This window comes from Acinetobacter sp. GG2 (assembly GCF_000292385.1).
Lineage (GTDB): Bacteria > Pseudomonadota > Gammaproteobacteria > Pseudomonadales > Moraxellaceae > Acinetobacter > Acinetobacter seifertii.
Window position 1 is genome coordinate 66,221 of the sequence record NZ_ALOW01000035.1, and the last position, 15,370, is coordinate 81,590.

Annotated in this window: 14 protein-coding genes; 2 read left to right on the forward strand and 12 right to left on the reverse strand. The window is 39.5% G+C overall.

Translation table 11 applies throughout. From position 1 onward, the window contains the following. Positions 1-18: 18 nt before the first annotated feature. Positions 19-837, reverse strand: coding sequence for a prolipoprotein diacylglyceryl transferase (lgt, locus tag B554_RS0110800; protein WP_004698831.1), 819 nt, complete (start codon positions 835-837; stop codon positions 19-21). A gap of 93 nt (positions 838-930) precedes the next feature. On the opposite strand from lgt, the gene B554_RS0110805 reads away from it, so the two are divergent. Then, on the forward strand, positions 931-1,716 hold the full coding sequence (locus tag B554_RS0110805) for an NRDE family protein (RefSeq protein WP_019458056.1): 786 nt from the start codon (positions 931-933) through the stop codon (positions 1,714-1,716). A gap of 64 nt (positions 1,717-1,780) precedes the next feature. Here the strand turns inward: B554_RS0110805 and B554_RS0110810 are convergent, their stop codons facing one another. The 4 genes from B554_RS0110810 to B554_RS0110825 all read right to left on the reverse strand — a co-directional run bounded on the left by B554_RS0110810 (position 1,781) and on the right by B554_RS0110825 (position 5,385). Beyond that, complete coding sequence (locus tag B554_RS0110810) at positions 1,781-3,772, reverse strand: PhoX family protein (RefSeq protein ID WP_019458057.1); 1,992 nt, start codon at positions 3,770-3,772, stop codon at positions 1,781-1,783. Positions 3,773-3,950: 178 nt separating this feature from the next. Continuing rightward, on the reverse strand, positions 3,951-4,721 hold the full coding sequence (tatC, locus tag B554_RS0110815; protein ID WP_019458058.1) for a twin-arginine translocase subunit TatC: 771 nt from the start codon (positions 4,719-4,721) through the stop codon (positions 3,951-3,953). Next, complete coding sequence (gene tatB / locus B554_RS0110820; RefSeq protein WP_019458059.1) at positions 4,718-5,155, reverse strand: Sec-independent protein translocase protein TatB; 438 nt, start codon at positions 5,153-5,155, stop codon at positions 4,718-4,720. The genes tatC and tatB overlap by 4 nt, the downstream gene beginning before the upstream one ends. An 11-nt stretch (positions 5,156-5,166) precedes the next feature. Then, on the reverse strand, positions 5,167-5,385 hold the full coding sequence (locus B554_RS0110825; protein WP_004698818.1) for a Sec-independent protein translocase subunit TatA: 219 nt from the start codon (positions 5,383-5,385) through the stop codon (positions 5,167-5,169). Between the two features lie 253 nt (positions 5,386-5,638). Between B554_RS0110825 and B554_RS0110830 the strand changes: the two genes are divergently transcribed. Further along, on the forward strand, positions 5,639-6,514 hold the full coding sequence (locus B554_RS0110830) for an AEC family transporter (RefSeq protein ID WP_019458060.1): 876 nt from the start codon (positions 5,639-5,641) through the stop codon (positions 6,512-6,514). A gap of 192 nt (positions 6,515-6,706) precedes the next feature. Here the strand turns inward: B554_RS0110830 and rdgB are convergent, their stop codons facing one another. The 7 genes from rdgB to B554_RS0110865 all read right to left on the reverse strand — a co-directional run bounded on the left by rdgB (position 6,707) and on the right by B554_RS0110865 (position 15,137). Continuing rightward, positions 6,707-7,333, reverse strand: coding sequence for an RdgB/HAM1 family non-canonical purine NTP pyrophosphatase (gene rdgB / locus B554_RS0110835; RefSeq protein ID WP_004698813.1), 627 nt, complete (start codon positions 7,331-7,333; stop codon positions 6,707-6,709). 161 nt (positions 7,334-7,494) lie between these two features. After that, entirely contained in the window at positions 7,495-8,082 is a 588-nt protein-coding gene (locus B554_RS0110840; RefSeq protein ID WP_019458061.1) for a tetratricopeptide repeat protein, read from the reverse strand. After that, the gene (gene metW, locus B554_RS0110845) at positions 8,079-8,672 is read right to left on the reverse strand and encodes a methionine biosynthesis protein MetW (protein ID WP_001217230.1); all 594 of its coding nucleotides are present in this window, start codon (positions 8,670-8,672) and stop codon (positions 8,079-8,081) included. Before metW ends, B554_RS0110840 begins: the two co-directional genes overlap by 4 nt. After that, positions 8,672-9,832 (reverse strand): homoserine O-succinyltransferase MetX, encoded by a 1,161-nt coding sequence (metX, locus tag B554_RS0110850; RefSeq protein ID WP_019458062.1) that lies wholly within the window; start codon positions 9,830-9,832, stop codon positions 8,672-8,674. Before metX ends, metW begins: the two co-directional genes overlap by 1 nt. Positions 9,833-9,915: 83 nt before the next feature. Beyond that, the gene (leuA, locus tag B554_RS0110855; RefSeq protein ID WP_004698805.1) at positions 9,916-11,613 is read right to left on the reverse strand and encodes a 2-isopropylmalate synthase; all 1,698 of its coding nucleotides are present in this window, start codon (positions 11,611-11,613) and stop codon (positions 9,916-9,918) included. Between the two features lie 459 nt (positions 11,614-12,072). Continuing rightward, the gene (locus tag B554_RS0110860; protein WP_004698804.1) at positions 12,073-12,756 is read right to left on the reverse strand and encodes a Fe2+-dependent dioxygenase; all 684 of its coding nucleotides are present in this window, start codon (positions 12,754-12,756) and stop codon (positions 12,073-12,075) included. A 107-nt stretch (positions 12,757-12,863) separates the two neighbouring features. Next, positions 12,864-15,137, reverse strand: coding sequence for a TonB-dependent receptor (locus B554_RS0110865; protein ID WP_019458064.1), 2,274 nt, complete (start codon positions 15,135-15,137; stop codon positions 12,864-12,866). Positions 15,138-15,370 lie beyond the last annotated feature (233 nt).

Sequence of the window (15,370 nt, forward strand, 5' to 3'; positions counted from 1 at the left end):
ACTCCTCTGATTTAGATGTTAACTGTTCTTTTGAGGACCCCAGTCATAAATTTTCTTTTGATAGGCATACCACATCATCCAAAGGCCAATGAGTAGCATTGGAACGGTAAGGATCTGACCTTTAGTCATCCAGCCAAATAAAATGAAACCTTGGTCGGCATCTGGTTGACGGAAGAATTCCATTACAAAACGTGCAACGCCGTAACCCATCAAGAATAGTGATGAAACGGCCATACGTGGGCGAGGTTTTGAACTAAACCACCATAAGATAATGAATAGAATTAAACCTTCACAAAGCGCTTGATAAATTTGAGAAGGGTGGCGAACCAAATGTAATGGATCGGTTGGGAAAATCATTCCAAATGGATAGTTCGGATCTGTAACCGCACGGCCATATAACTCTCCACCAATAAAGTTACCGAAGCGTCCGAACATTAAGCCTGTCGGTACACAAGGGGCAATAAAGTCGAGTGTTTGGAACCATGTTTTTTGATATTTTTTACACCAGAATAGCATTGCAATCATGACGCCTAAGAAGCCGCCGTGGAAGCTCATACCACCAGTCCAGACTTGGAATAGCCAAATTGGGTTTTCAAGGAATTTATCAAACTCATAGAAAAGCACATAGCCGATACGTCCGCCGAGTACAACACCTAGAGCGCCGTAAAACACCAGATCGGAAACCATGTCCGATGTCCAGCCATCACGCTGTTTGGCACGGTAGGAAGCAAGTCCCCAAGCACATAAAAATGCCAATAAATACATGAGTCCATACCAATGGACTTGAAGAGGTCCTAGATGTATTGCGACCGGATCGATATTAGGATAGGTCAGCATTGCTGCTCCTTGATCTTACGTTTTGACAGATTGTAGCGGAATGATGTGAAAAATGTTGTACATTCAATGTGTAAACATAGGGAACAAGAATCAATGTGTATTGTGGCTTTAGCATGGCATGTTCTGGATGATATGCCCTTGTGTCTTATTTCAAACCGTGATGAGTTTTATCATCGACCAACTGCATTGTTGCATCAATGGGAACATACACCCATCATTGCAGGGCAAGATTTACAGTCAGGTGGTACTTGGATGGGGGTTACGCCGCAGGGCCGATGGGCTGTGTTAACTAATTTCCGTGATGGACGTGATAAACAACAATACGAAACTTCTCGGGGGCATTTAGTTCAGGCTTTTCTAGAGTCTGATTTATTGCCGATTCGCTTTGCTCAGCAATTAGAACAACAGCAACAGAAATTTGCTGGTTTTAACTTGTTTATGGGAACTGCTGATCAGGCGGTTTATATGAGTAACCGCGGAGAAGCACCTCAAGTATTAGCTAACGGCGTGTATGTGGTTTCGAATGGTTTGATGTCCGATCACTGGGAGAAAACCAGACATTTAAGAACACGTTTTACGCAAGAGTTTTTGCCTATGCATCAGCAGAAAACAGAAGAGTTAAGCTTGCAATATGCAGCATGGGATATTTTAGAAGATGAGCGTAAAGTCACCACAGCACTGTTACCAAATACGGGTATTCAACCAGAAATGGAAGAGTTGCTATCATCGACTTTTATTCAAAGCCCCGTATATGGAACCCGGTGTTCAAATTTTTTAAGAATGACTAATCATGACTGGATCTGGTTGGAAAAGACACAGCAAGGCGAACATAGCGGCCAAATTGTACAGCAGCAGGTGCCTCTTAACTTTCAGAAATAAATGAACTTTAAATACAGTAAAAGAAACCTGCATAAAGCAGGTTTCTTTTGAGTTGTGGTAAGAATTATTTTTTCACAACAGATGGTGCTAGAGGATCAGCCGTAATATAACCAACCGCTGCTGCAAAGCGATCCTTGAAGTTTGCACGAATAAGAGGATCAAGAGTCGCTTTTACTTTATCGTGTAATGGAGCTTCCCAGTCACCAGGGTGCTGGAAGTTACTCATAATGTAAGTCCAGCCATTTACCGCATCTACCGCGTGAAGACCTGTCGATTCAGCACCAGCAGGTGTTGATAGAATACGGCTTAATTGTTTGGTATCTACGTTATATGCCCATAAGAAGTTATTTACGTGCATACCACTGTCTTCACCAATGAAGAGCGTACGTAAGTTTTCAGAGAACTTAAGGTTATCTGGGTTGGCAATTTTATCTGCGTTTGCAGTGTTACCTAGAGCGTCAGCAGTAGTTAGGTCTTCACCCACTAAAGCTGCTGGTGGTTCCATGTGAGTTGATACCCATTCACTGTTAATGAGCTGGCCTTTGTTATCGACTTGGCTACCCTTTAACGTATGAGCATAAACTGCACCAGCTTTTGGACCTTGCACTTGAATATCAGTAGTTTTATCAACCATAGAAGTCTGGATGTAAGACATCGCAGAATATGCAATTTTGTCTTTAATGTTGACAGTTGTACCTTCCATCTTGGTGAAACCCATACTTGCACCAACTAAAGCTGCGTAACGATGCGTTTCTAGGAAAGCTGCTTCACGTTCTTTACCTGGTACAAGTTTGATCCAGTTGTCTTTGCCGCTAAAACGGATTTTGGTATAGCTTGCATCTTTTGGATCAGATGTTTTTACATCCATCAGGTCGGTAATCTTGTATTGATCAGCCCAGCTCTTTACTTCAGCACTTGTCGCGTGACCAAGGTTAATCCAAGAAATATCACCCGCACCAGCGCCTACACCTGAGGTTTGCTTCCATTTAGCCACATAGAGTGTACCCGCAGATAAGTCTTTTTCTTTATCGGCAACAAACATGAATAAACCGCCATTGGTTGCATCATCACCCATCAATGCAGTGCGGTTATCTGGCATAACTTGAATAAGTTCGTGTGAAATACGGCCTAAACAGTAATGTTTTTTGATTGAACCCGTACCATCTGTATTTACAGTTACTTCTGGTAAATGACCGTAGTGGTAAGGGTTGCCTTTAGTACTATCACCAAATAAGTTTTTGCTAAATACTGGTAAATAGCTTCCAGCAACGTTGTTTGCGTCTGGTTCGTATTCTTCACTAGAAAGGTGAGTTCCCCATGGAGATAAGCTTGCACCACAAGTAATCCATAGACCGTTTACTTTAGAAGTATCGACATTGTGGTATTTAATAAGCGTTAAATGACCAGTTTTAGGGTCTTGGTCTAAAGTTAAAATCGCAATTGGAGATGGTAATACGCCATACATAGATATAGGCGGCAAACTTTGGTCACGAGTCGTATATTCAAATTGAACAACGTGAAATACAGGGTTACCCGTAACACCTAAAGCTTGTTTGTCTGCATCGGTAAAATCACGACCTGTTGCTTGTTTAAAGCTAATTAAAGAGCTTCCATCTGGACAATCAGAGAAGAACTGACGTTCTTGACCAGGTTTTGATTTATCGATAATCGGCTGGTTATTAATATCAACATAACCACCCGCTAGAATTTTTCCACCTTTACCATCTGCCACAAGATCGCCAGTTGTGAAGAAAGGCTTATACGCTAATGTATAGTCAGTTTTTGAGCCATCTTCCCAACTGATTGAAAGGGTTGAACCGACAGTTGTGGTTGCCATTGCTGCTGGGTTAGCTAAAGAAGGTGCAGCCATTGAGGTAAAGGTTGCATTTTTAAAATTTACTGTTGGCGGTGGAGTAACAACATTTGAATCATTATTGCTGTCATTACAGCCTGCTAACGTTGCTGCCGTAGCCATCGCACCTAATGGAAGAAAAGGAATCCCCGTAAACCATTTTAAAATATCGCGACGTGTTGGGTGGTTAGAAGCAGTTGTCATAATAAATCCGTAACTTTTGTGTATATATTTGTTGAGTTGATTCTATGGATTGGAAATGACACTTTTCTTACATTTTTAAGTCACTTTGAAGACAGTTTACAGTTTGATGATTTAAACAAATGTTCAAAAATAAAAAGCCCAAATTTTAATATCTGGGCTTTTAAAGAAAAGTTGTAAATCATTCAGCAGTCTGGCTTTTTCTCTTTTCAAGAATTCTTCCAAAGAGTAAGCCTATTTCAAAAAGTAACCACATCGGAATCGCTAACATCACCATTGAAATCGCATCTGGTGGGGTAATAAACATGGCAACAAAAAAGCATCCCACAATAATAAAACGTCTCTTTTCAGCAAGACTTTGAGTATTTACTACGCCAATTAAAATCAGTATTAAGGTTGCGATAGGAATTTCAAAAGTGACACCAAACACTAAAAATAGCTTTAAACAGAAACTTAAATAACTATTAATGTCGGTCATTGGTGCTACCGTTTCAGGTGAAACGCTAATAAAGAAATGTAGTATTGCAGGCAGGGTAATGTAATAAGCAAAAGCTACCCCTGCATAAAATAGGACAATACTGCCAACCAGTAATGGAAGTGCTAAATGGCGTTCTTTTTGATAGAGTGCTGGGCGAACAAAAGACCATATTTCATAAAGAATAAATGGCATGGCTAACACAAGTGCGACAAATAAATTTAATTTAAAAGGTGCCATAAAGGTTGCTGTCACATCTGTTGCAATCATTGACGATGATGCAGGAAGTTGTAACCTTAAAGGCTCAGATAGTAATTGGTAAGTATTATTTCGAAAGGGTAGTAAACAAAAAAATAAGAATAATGTTACCCCTACAATCCTGAATAAATGGCGTCTTAAAACGACCAAATGATTCATGATTGGCATTTGGTCTAGGTTTTCTTGACTATTTACAGTGGTTGAAGGCAGTTGGTTCATACGGCAATCTTCAATTCAACAGGAGATGTTTCGGCTATATCAGTTTGAGGAACTAAAGGCGTAATTTTTGCAACATACGGGACCTTGTATTGTTCTGATATAGGAATACATTTCCGAATAGGCTTTTGTGTTGTTTTCGGTTTTTCAGTAACTTCTAAATGCTCAGAAGTCTGCTGTTTTTGTATTTCTTCAAGCTGTTGTTGTACTTTCCGTTCCAATGCTTCGATGCGATTAAGTTCCTCTTGCATTTCTTTGCGGAACTCAGAAAGACGCAGCTCCTGATCAATCTCATTTTGCAAATTGGTAATATATCGTTTTAGTCGAACATACCAACGACCAGCAAAGCGTGCAGCTTCTGGAAGCTTATCTGGACCTAAAACTAAAATTGCAATAATTGCAAAACAGAGTAGCTCTGTCATTCCTACATCAAGCATGGGGGAAACCTTTAGCTTTTCACTGAAGTGCTTTCAGATGTTTTAACTTGTGCATCGATCGTACGAGGAGTATTTAAAGATGTAGCATCATCCTCTTCACGAACTGATTTTTTGAAGTCTTTTACTGCACCGCCTACATCTTTACCGATATTTTTTAATTTAGATGTACCGAACAATAAAATAACGACAATTGCGAAAATAACCACATGCCAAATAGATAAACCGGCCATAATTTTATACCTCTTTTTAGTTCGCTTTATCTCAACAGGTTGCCATGACAAGAATGTGACACTTATATTTCATTTTTAAGACAATATCTAAAGTAAATTAGACAAGATAAGATTTTTAAAAGTATTTCTTATAAAGTTATTTGCTGTTCAGTTCATTTAATCTTAAGGAAAATTTAGGTGAAATCGGTCATACATTTCAAAATTAAAAGGTGTAGCATAACAAACTGTTTTTGATGTGTAGGTGGGGGAAAGCGTGGGATTACTATTGCCAATATTGGCATTTATCACAGGACTATTACTTGCCCAAACTTCTATCTCTGAAACTATAAAACCTATCCTTTCTGCTTGGCTTGCACGACTCCTGATTCCGATTGTGATTATTTACAACATCGTATTTTATCAATCTGGAAGCTTGAGTTTAATGCTTTTTAGTTTTGGCTCAGCGTTTATTATTTTCTTTGCCTATTTGGCTTTATTTAAAGACCGTTTATTGGCGCTTTGCGTAAGTTATACCAATATTGGATGGCTAGGTTTTCCTTTTGCCATGGCTTTATTTGGCCCTAAAGCAACTGCACCAATAGTCGCCTTATATATTGGAATGTCACTGTTTGGCAATGCTTGGGGTGTGACTGCCGTAACAACGGAACCACAGAGTAAGCTCAATATATTAAAAAAGGTTTTAACCTCTCCACCTTGTATTTCAATATTCTGCGCTGTTGTACTCAGACTTTTAGGTGCTCAACATATTGAACACCCTGCCATACACTGGATTTATGATATTGCTAAATTTGCGATGACTTTTGCGGGTATGTGTGTGCTCGGAATGTGGCTACGTCGTACCAGAGTTTATGCAAAAGATTTAATTTACAGTACCAAAGCTCAAGCATTTAAAGTGGCCTGTGGCTTTGTTTTATGTGGGGTAGCGTATAGATTTTTACCCATTCCCAATATAAATCAGCAAATAGGTGTGATGTTTTTAATGTTCTGCCTGCCGCCAGCAGCCAATATTGTAGCGCTAGAAACACATTATCAAGGAACGGGGAGATCGGCGGCTTATATCGCTTCGGGGACGATTGTGAGTTGTGTGTGTATTGCGATTTATGCAGTGTTTTTACATGTAGTATTATAATTAATTTTAAATTTTCTTCCCCACATTTGCTTGTGCGAAGGCGGCATGGATGCCGCCAGTTAGACTGTGGCACAAGGAAGTGCCATCAGTCTAACAAAAGATTTTTGCTTACTTTTCATCTTTGAAAAGTAAGGGTTGTCTATACAAAATCTAATATGTTTTAACGTGGCATATTGTGGCTATATAATCAGCTTACTTCTGTAAGCTCTCTCTAAATAACTGCATCGCTTGTCCACGATGACTAATCTTATTCTTGTCTTCTTTAGACAACTCAGCGCTAGAAACTTGAAGCTCTGGTAACCAGAACAATGGGTCATAACCAAAACCATTTTCACCACGTGCAGCTTCTAAAATTTCACCGTGCCAGATGCCTTGGAAAATTTGTGGTAATGGATCCTCCGCATGCGTTACTAGAGCAAGTACACACACAAACATGCCTTCAATCACTTCACCATTTTTACGGTATGGTAAAAGATCATTTAATAATTTGGCATTGTTCGCTGCATCGTCACCGTGTTCTCCAGCATAGCGTGCAGAGTAAATACCAGGTGCACCACCTAAAACTGGAACACAAATACCAGAGTCATCAGCCATAGCAGGTTTGCCTGAAATTTTAGAGGCATGACGCGCTTTAATAATGGCATTTTCAATAAAGCTTAAGCCGTCTTCAATGGCGTCGGGAATATTAAGGCGACCTTGAGGAATAATTTCTACAGGTAACTTAAGTTGTTCAAAAAGTTTTTCAAACTCTGCGACCTTACCTTTGTTATTGCTGGCAAGAACTAAACTGCCCTGATCAAACCAATGTGGGGTAGACATAATAAAACCAAACTTTATAGCTAATATCGAACATGAGTTATGTTACGTGTTTTTTAAGAGGGGATATAGAGGAAAATAAATAGAATATAAAAACTAAAACCACCTTGTACAGCATACAAGGTGGTTTTAGTCGAGTAAGGTTTTTTACAGATGAACCGTTATTATTGTGCTTGGATCCATTTGTCAGCGCGGTCACGTGCTGTACGAATTTGTTCTTGTGTTAAGTTCGCTGCAAGCGCAGTTTTCTTGCCTTCAGATAAACTAATTACTTTATTGTCTAGCATGCCATCACGAGTTGAAAGCTCATACCATTGGTAAGCACCAACGTAGTTTTTCTTTTGCTCTTCCATCATCGCAAGATTATAGCTTGCACGGTTATCACCGTTGCTTGCTGCTTTTTCGAAGTATTTACGAGCCATAGACTCATCTTTCTTAACGCCAATACCATCGGCGTACATACGACCTACATTTAACTGTGCTGGTGATAAACCTTGGTCAGCAGCAGCTTTAAACCATGCGAAAGCTTGCTTCTCATCTTTTTCTACATCTTTACCATATTGGTAGTGTGTACCTAGGTAAAACTGTGCGCCTGCTTGACCAGATTTTGCAGCTTTCTGAAGGTCACTTACCCCCATTGTTGAAAAACGTGCAGCCTGACTCGCAACCGATTGTGGCTGGGCGATATAATCTGCATGAGCCTGCATACTTAGCAGTCCTGCAAATAGTGTGCTAAATAATGTCTTTTTCATAGTGCACTCACTCGATAAATAGCGACTTCACCAAACAAATTCGGAACATGTTTGCTTAACAGGCTTCCCTGCTGGTTTCCATTGACGGCGAGTCGATTAATAATTTGTATCTGATTTTCAGCACAGAGTGCTTCAAAATCTTTAAATGTACATAAATGAATGTTCGGGGTGTTATACCACATATATGGTAAAGCATCCGACACAGGCATCATTCCTTTTAATGCAAGAAAAGAGCGAGTCTTCCAATGCGCGAAGTTTGGAAAAGTAATAATTGCCTGTTTACCTACACGCACCATGTCTCTTAATAAAACATCGGGTGCATCTACGGCTTGCAAAGCTTGTGCCATTACCACATAGTCAAAAGACTGGTCAGCAAAGCGGCTTAAACCGAGATTCAAATCTTGTTGAATAATATTTAACCCGCGACTGACGGCAATTGCAATCTTTTCTTGATCAATTTCTAAACCATAAGCACGAATTTGATGTTTTTGGCTCATATGAGCGAGTAATTCACCATCACCACACCCTAAATCGAGCACGCTTGAGCCGGGTTTAATCCACTTTTCTGCCAGTTGTTGATCAATACGCATTAGCTTGCCTCCAGTGATGTCGATTTTAAATGTTCTTCACCGCCTAGGAAAGCGCGCATGGTTTTGACATACAGGGGAATCGGAAATAAAAACGAGTCATGACCTTGTTCAGCATCAATATCAAGGTAACTGACCGGCTTATGATTGGTAATAAGCGCGTCTACTATTTCTTGAGAGCGGCTTGGTGCAAAACGCCAGTCAGTTGTGAATGAAACGATGAGGAACTGACATTTGGTTTTACCCATTGCTTCTGTAAGTGAATGACCGTATTCGCGTGAAGGATCGAAATAATCCAAAGCTTTGGTCATAATGAGGTAAGTATTGGCATCAAAGTTACGGCTGAACTGTTCACCTTGATAACGCAGATAGCTTTCAACCTGAAACTCGACATCAAAACCGTACATAAATTTGCCTGATTTTAAATCACGGCCAAATTTTTGTTTCATCGCTTCTTCAGAAAGATAGGTGATATGGCCGACCATACGAGCCAGAATTAGTCCGCGTTTCGGATAGCTATCATTTTCTAAGTAACGACCATGGTGGAAGTCTGGATCAGACAAGATCGACTGACGTGCCACTTCGTTAAATGCAATATTTTGTGCTGAAAGTTTTGGTGCGCTGGCAATAATCACACATTTTTGCAGGCGGTCAGGGTAGTCTACAGACCATTGTAGTGCTTGCATGCCCCCTAATGATCCACCAACAACCGCATACCAGACATCTACAGCCAAACGGTCGGAAAGCATGGCTTGAGTCTTAACCCAGTCGCGTACCGTTACTAATGGAAAATCTGGTCCATAAGGGCGATTGTCATTTTCAGGGTTTGGCGAAGTTGGACCTGTCGACCCACTACAGCCACCAATATTATTGAGCGAAACTACAAAGAACTTATTCGTATCAATTGCTTTACCCGGGCCAATACAGCTATCCCACCATCCAGCTTTTTTATCATCTTCGTGGTGATAACCCGCTGCATGATGATGTCCGGAAAGGGCGTGACAGATTAAAATGGCATTTGATTTATCTGCATTTAAAGTGCCGTAAGTTTCAACCATTAATTCAAAACGTGGTAAAACACGGCCACATTCAAGATGTAATGGTTCTTCAAATTGGAACTTTTGCGGAGTGACTAACCCCACTGAATCAGCTGGAAAAGACACGGGAACATTTCGCCTTTTAAATCTTTCAGGAATAAAAAGAAAGGATACCAAGCTAGGTATCCTTTCAAAAGAGTTTTTTTAAATTAAACAGCGGCGGCAACAACCTGATCTGTACTTAGAACACCTTGATCAATCAAACGGTTGGTACATGCAATAATAGCTTCAATTGATGAGGTGACTGTGTTGTCGTGAACGCCAGCACCAAATGAGCCTCTACCTGTACCTTTCACTTGAAGTTCAATTAAGGTTAATGCTTTGGCATTTGCGCCTGAACTAATACTACGTTCTTCATAGTTCAATACGTCAATTGGTAATTGAAGTGCGTTTAAGAATGCAGAGATAGGACCATTACCTTCGCCACGAAGTTGTTGTGTTTCACCCTCGACATCAACATCAAGTTCGATAATTTGAGTACCGTTAATGTCTGATAACTTGTAGTGTTTGACCGTGTAATGTTGGTTTTTCACATCAACATATGTGTCTTTAAATAATGTCCAGATTTCTTTGGCATTAATTTCTGTACCATTTTCATCAGCGTATTGTTGAACAACCTGACTGAATTCGATTTGCAAACGGCGCGGTAATACAACGTTGTAGTTTGATTCTAATAAGTAAGCGATACCGCCTTTACCAGACTGACTATTTACACGAATGACAGCATCATAGTCGCGGCCCAAATCTTTCGGGTCGATTGGCAAGTAAGGCATATCCCAGATTTCTTCGTTTTTCTGGTACTCGAAGCCTTTTTTGATTGCATCCTGATGTGAACCAGAGAATGCAGTAAATACCAAGTCACCTGCATATGGATGACGAGGGTGTACAGGTAAGCCAGTACATTCTTCAACTGTTGCAATGACTTCATTAATGTTAGAGAAATCTAACTCTGGCGCTACACCTTGGGTATACATGTTCAATGCAATGGCTGCAACGTCAACGTTACCAGTACGTTCGCCGTTACCAAAAACACAACCTTCGACACGATCAGCACCCGCCATAATGGCAAGTTCCGATGCTGCAATACCACAGCCGCGGTCGTTGTGACAGTGAACAGAAATGATCACGCCATCACGACGTGCCAAATTGCGATGCATCCATTCAATTTGGTCTGCATAAACATTTGGAGTTGAAACTTCGACAGTCGCAGGTAAGTTTAAAATCACTTTATGTTCTGGACGAGCATCCCAGATTTCTGTCACAGCATCACAAACATCTTTAGCAACTTCTAATTCGGTTGCAGAGAAACATTCTGGGCTGTACTGGAAAATCCAGTCAGTTTGAGGATATTGCGCTGCATACTCTTTCACTTTTTGAGCTGCATTAATTGCTAATTGTTTCGCACCATTTACATCTACATTCAATACTTTCTGACGGAAAGTTGGAGAGTTCGAGTTATAAATATGTACGATTGCGCGTTTAGCACCTACTAAAGATTCAAAAGTGCGTTCAATTAAATGATCACGTGCTTGCACCAAAACTTCAATATATACGTCATCAGGAATATGATTTTCTTCGATCAACATACGAGTAAAATCGAAGTCAATTTGAGATGCAGAAGGGAAGCCAATTTCAATATGCTTAAAACCGATTTTTACAAGCATTTTGAACATTTTGAATTTTTGTTCCATGTTCATTGGTTCAAAAATTGCTTGGTTACCGTCACGTAAGTCCGTGCTCATCCAAATCGGTGCTTTTGTAATTTCATTATTTGGCCATTGGCGGTCTGGTAAATCGACTCGCTGGTACATACGGCGGTATTTTTTGCTTGGGTCAGCCAACATCATGAGAAAACTCCTTATCTCGTAGCACGGTTGCTCTAGGTATCGTGTGAAAGGCAACGTTCTACAGTTATATATGGTATCTAATACAGAAAAATTAAAGCGAATTTGAAAAGGTCTGCTCTAAAATGCAGAGAAAAAATTATACGCGCGCGAGGCGCAGCATCAGGAGTTCGAGATGATGTCTTGCTTGGATAGGCGGGGCAAACAAGTAATTCGTTTTCATCTATAGACCATGAAATAGTAAGTTTAGTGGTTTGCGAATATGCTCTTTGTCTAGATATACCACATCTGAACAATGATTACACGTTGTGCAAAAGTCTTATACTCATTTTAATTTCAGTGTTCAGAAAATAATTTTCTAATTTTGCGTTGTTTGATGTTTTATGGAAAATAATTTTCATTATTTTGCCTTATTGAGATAAAAATAATTGATTAGACTAAATAAGGCAAAAATAAATAGAGTTACAGTTCTGACCACATACGGATGAGATTATGATAAATATTAGTCAGTTTCATCACTTCAGAATAACTATCGCCATGTGATTTACGTAGTTCACGTATGCTTTCATCTAAGTTAAATAAAAGATGGCGTTTACTATCATCGCGAACCAAACTTTGCACCCAGAAAAAAGAGGCAAAACGAGTACCTGATGTAATACTACTGACTTCATGCAAGCTCGTAGAAGGGTAGAGTACGACATCGCCCGCTGGTAATTTAACTTCGTGATAGCCATAAGTATCTTCAATGACCAGATCGCCGCCTTCATATTCATCAGGTTCGCTTAGAAATAAGGTACAAGATAAATCGGTACGTAGCTGTTCTGAAGTCCCACGTATAAGACGAATTGAGTTATCTACATGGAAACCAAAACTTTCATACTCGTCATAACGGTTAAACAGTGGTGGAATAATTTTGTGGGGAAGGGCTGCTGCTTGAAACACAGGATTTTGCCAAATTGCTTTAATGACAATATCACTTAAGTGATGTGTAAGCGGGTCTTGTTCAGAGAGTTGTTGATTTCTTTTAACGGAGGCAGACAAAGTGCCGGCAGTTACTTTACCACCTACCCAATTTGCCTCTTTCATGAGCTTGCGAAACTCGGCAACTTGCTCTTTGCTTAAAACATTGGGGATATGATGAATCACAGCAAACACCTTTTAAGTAGATACTTTATTTATAAAGATAGCCTCATTACGAGGCTATCTTTATATCTGCTTTAATTAATACCATAAATAAATTATGGAATTAAGTTTTAGTATTTAAAGTTAATGGCTAAAACGGCGTTACGACCATTGCCTTCAAATGCATAGTGAGCTGGGTGAGCACTTGTAAAATAGCGTTTATCAGAAATGTTATTGATATTAAGCTGTAAGTTTACGTTCTTGTTGACATCGTATTTAGCCATAGCATTGTAAATGGTATATGTTGGCAAATATTTGTCTTCAAGCATTGTTGTGCCAGTATTTGTATTGGTAAATACTTTATCACGATACTCGGCACCAGCACCTAGAGTTAACTTAGGTAGTACTCGATAAGTAGACCACAATGTCGCACTATTTTTAGCGACGAATGGCAGAGGTTTGCCTTCTTGAGCAACTGCGTTATAAGCCGCTTTTGTCAGTTCACTATCCAAATAGCTATAACCCGCAGAAACATCCCATTTGTCAGTTACTTTACCGTTGAACCCAACTTCGAAGCCATCAACTTTACTTTCACCAGCATTGGTTGTGGTATTGGCATCAATAGCGATACGAGTATTTTGTTTCTCGGTACGGAAAATAGCAGCTGTTAAGTTTGCACGATTATTGAAGAGATCCCATTTAGTACCAACTTCGAAAGTACGTGCTTTTTCTGGAGATAAATCATTTGCTTGTTGAGAAGAAGTGGATAAGGCATCTGCACCATCACCTTGGTCTACCCCAACTGGGTTTGCAGAAGTTGCGAAACTTGCATAGATACTACCATTTTCAGTTGGTTTGTAGACTAAGCCAGCTTGATAAGAGAAATAGTCACTATCATTTTCGAATTTCTGACCAGCTGCAATACTGATGTCATTTGAGTAATTACCGTTAGTTCCTCCCACAGTTTTATAAATATTTTTATTATATTTACGCTCAGTTTCGAATTTATCCCAACGTACACCCAAATTTAAAAGCCATTGCGGATTAAATTCGATGCTATCTAATGCATAAAGAGAAACAGTACGGCTGCGAGTTGTATATTGATTTTTAATGGTACCTAAAGTATCAGTAAATGCTCCATTCATTGGATTGTCTACTGAAGTACACCAGCCATTCGAAAGCGCACTGCTTACAGGACAACTGGTGTTATGTACTGTTGATGTGGTGCCAGAGGCATCAGTAAACGTATAAACACCTTGATTTGATTGTTGGTAGCTCCACTCGGCACCTGTATTAAAAGAGTGTTTAAGCGCACCTGTATTGAATTTACCTTTTAATGCAAGCTGATCGCTATAACCATCTGTGTCTACAATACGACTTAAAGCACGACGCGAAATAGTACCGTTTTTCGTTACATTGCCTTTTGAATCATCGGCATTGGTATAGATGTAATCTGATTTAGATTTTGTATAAGACATCGTGTTTGATAATGTTAAATCATCAGCAAGATCTTGTTCTAATTTAAACGTGCCGATATGGTTTTCACGTTTATCAAAATCACGAGCTTTCCAACCGTAGTATGTGCCTTGTTTTACATCAATTGGTTTCCCACCAACAGGAAGGAAGGGAATACCTGCATCTGGTTCATCATTACTACGTAAATAGTAGTAGCTCAGTGTTCCACGAGTTGCTGTATCTAGGCCAAATGCAAGACTTGAAGCAATACCAGCGCGAGCATATTCCGCACCGTTGTTTGAACCAGCTTTTTCGTTTTCATGACCCATAACAACAACACGACCAGCAATGCCATTACCAAAGTCTTTGTTTGCATCAAGCTGGATATGGCGATAGTTGTCGGTGCCACCTTGAACACTACCTTGGTAAACATCACCTTCATGGGCGACTTTAGGGATTAGATTAATACTACCTCCAACACTACCACCGCCGCCAAGCGCAGAAGAAGAACCTTTAATGACTTCAACTTGCTCAATAGCGAACATGTCGCGATTTTGAGAAGTTGAATTACGAACACCATCGACATAAACAGATGATTGAGCGCTATAGCCACGAATATATGGCATATCGGTAAATGGAGTACCGCCTTCACCTGCACCTAATGTAATACCTGGTTCATAGCGTAAAGCTTCGAGTAGGGTGTTAGAGTTTGAATCTTTAATTAATTTTTGAGAAAGAATAGAAACGGATTTTGGAGTATCTAAAAGGGGAGCAACTAATTTTGAATTTGCCGACTCATCTACTTTTAAAGATTCTTCGTGAGTTGCTTGAGTATGAATGGTTGGTAATTGGGAAATAGTTTCTTGCGCCATTGCAGTTGTTGCAATCATAGAAAGGGATGATGCGATTGCAGATGAAACAATTTTTTTACGTGTTCTAATCAATGACATGACTTTCAGGACTTAAATACAAAACGTTATGCGAATAATAATAATTCTTATTTATATGTACAGTTTGTGTTAATTGGTTTTGTCGATAGGATTGTGAAGAAAATATGAAAGATTTAATCGGGTTTTGTCGCTAAAAATTGCTAATTAATTAATTATTATTAATTTTTATGAAAAACGATAATTATTGGTAAATTAATTGTAATTTTAGATTTATGAAGAATAACTAAAAAATT

Coding starts and splice junctions, on each gene's coding strand:
- lgt (WP_004698831.1), bottom strand. CDS start 837: ATGCTGACCTATCCTAATATCGATCCGGTCGCAATACATCTAGGACCT.
- B554_RS0110805 (WP_019458056.1), top strand. CDS start 931: ATGTGTATTGTGGCTTTAGCATGGCATGTTCTGGATGATATGCCCTTG.
- B554_RS0110810 (WP_019458057.1), bottom strand. CDS start 3,772: ATGACAACTGCTTCTAACCACCCAACACGTCGCGATATTTTAAAATGG.
- tatC (WP_019458058.1), bottom strand. CDS start 4,721: ATGAACCAACTGCCTTCAACCACTGTAAATAGTCAAGAAAACCTAGAC.
- tatB (WP_019458059.1), bottom strand. CDS start 5,155: ATGCTTGATGTAGGAATGACAGAGCTACTCTGTTTTGCAATTATTGCA.
- B554_RS0110825 (WP_004698818.1), bottom strand. CDS start 5,385: ATGGCCGGTTTATCTATTTGGCATGTGGTTATTTTCGCAATTGTCGTT.
- rdgB (WP_004698813.1), bottom strand. CDS start 7,333: ATGTCTACCCCACATTGGTTTGATCAGGGCAGTTTAGTTCTTGCCAGC.
- B554_RS0110840 (WP_019458061.1), bottom strand. CDS start 8,082: ATGAAAAAGACATTATTTAGCACACTATTTGCAGGACTGCTAAGTATG.
- metW (WP_001217230.1), bottom strand. CDS start 8,672: ATGCGTATTGATCAACAACTGGCAGAAAAGTGGATTAAACCCGGCTCA.
- leuA (WP_004698805.1), bottom strand. CDS start 11,613: ATGATGTTGGCTGACCCAAGCAAAAAATACCGCCGTATGTACCAGCGA.
- B554_RS0110865 (WP_019458064.1), bottom strand. CDS start 15,137: ATGTCATTGATTAGAACACGTAAAAAAATTGTTTCATCTGCAATCGCA.